The sequence below is a fragment of the Vibrio sp. Vb0304 genome, assembly GCF_033338995.1.
In the GTDB taxonomy this organism is placed as follows: Bacteria; Pseudomonadota; Gammaproteobacteria; order Enterobacterales; family Vibrionaceae; genus Vibrio; species Vibrio alginolyticus.
This window is the reverse complement of the sequence record NZ_JAWOTT010000280.1, coordinates 1-1,134: the sequence shown is the minus strand read 5'-3', so window position 1 is coordinate 1,134 and position 1,134 is coordinate 1. Positions and strand designations below refer to the sequence as shown.

At 42.9% G+C, this 1,134-nt stretch carries 2 protein-coding genes; one reads left to right on the top strand and one right to left on the bottom strand.

The features are described from left to right. On the top strand, positions 1-355 hold a 355-nt coding region (locus R7P35_RS25650), incomplete at its 5' end, for a DNA-binding protein H-NS (RefSeq protein WP_140089988.1). Positions 356-480: 125 nt separating this feature from the next. Here R7P35_RS25650 and R7P35_RS25645 read toward each other — a convergent pair. Continuing rightward, positions 481-1,134, bottom strand: a 654-nt coding sequence (locus R7P35_RS25645) for an inosine/guanosine kinase (protein WP_318093244.1), incomplete at its 5' end; no start/stop codon positions are given.

Below are 1,134 nucleotides of genomic sequence, written 5' to 3'. Positions count from 1 at the left end.
TCGTGAGCTGACTCTAGAACAATTGGAAGAAGCTCTAGATAAACTAACTACTGTTGTTGAAGAGCGTCGTGAAGCTGAAGAAGCAGAGCGTGAAGCACTAGCACAACAAGAAGCTAAGCTAGCAGAGATTGCAGAAAAAATTGCTCAAGACGGTATCGACGTTGAAGCACTAATTAGCGCATTATCTGGCGAAACTAAGACTAAAGCAAAATCTAAGCGCGCTCCTCGCCCAGCTAAGTACAAGTACATCGACACAAATGGCCAAGAAAAAACTTGGACAGGCCAAGGTCGTACACCTTCTGCAATTCAAGAGCAACTTGACGCAGGTAAATCACTAGACGATTTCCTAATCTAATTGTTCTTGTTTAAAAAGGCTCCCGTTGGGAGCCTTTTTTATTTGTCTTGCGCAAATAAAAAATGGCGTATTTTTTCAAACACGCCATTTTAACATTAGTTATAAAGTGGTTAATTCGATATGAATTAACGTTCCCAGTATGCTTCTTCCAAACTGTCTTCTCGCTCTGGTAAGCCACGAGACAGACGAGGAGAATGTTGCACGAGAACTTCGTAGCTCGCACGGTTCGCATATTTACAAACCTGAGAAAAAGATGAGTAAGTTAAATACTCATTGCTGTGCTTGCTAGAGTTAGGCACATTTTCTTTATGGTATTTATTCGCCGCCATGTCATGAAGAACAGCAGACAACGCAGCATCACCCGCACCGTTTGTGTTCTTAATTTTCTCTGGACCACCCATGTAAGGAGAAATATGCGAATAAACTCGAATTGGATTCTGACAAGCATCTTTTTTAGCCGGACGGCTGAACTCGTAACGATTAAATTCAGCAATCGAGCCAGGAAGTAATGGCAACGTGGTTTCACGCTTCGCACTGTCTTCAGTGTAACCCGCCATAAACAGACCAACAGGACCTGCGGTACATAACACCATATCAGCCCACTCTAGCGTCTTATCAGAAGCGGCTAGCGGATCAGTTTCGCCTGTTAGAGCTTCTGCTTCGTCTTCGTTCATTGCGACAACAGAAACGTGTTCACGAATAAAGTCTTGCCAGTATTTAGGATCGTCTTGAATAACAAACTTAGTACCTAGCGTTAATACAACAGGAACATCGTTCTT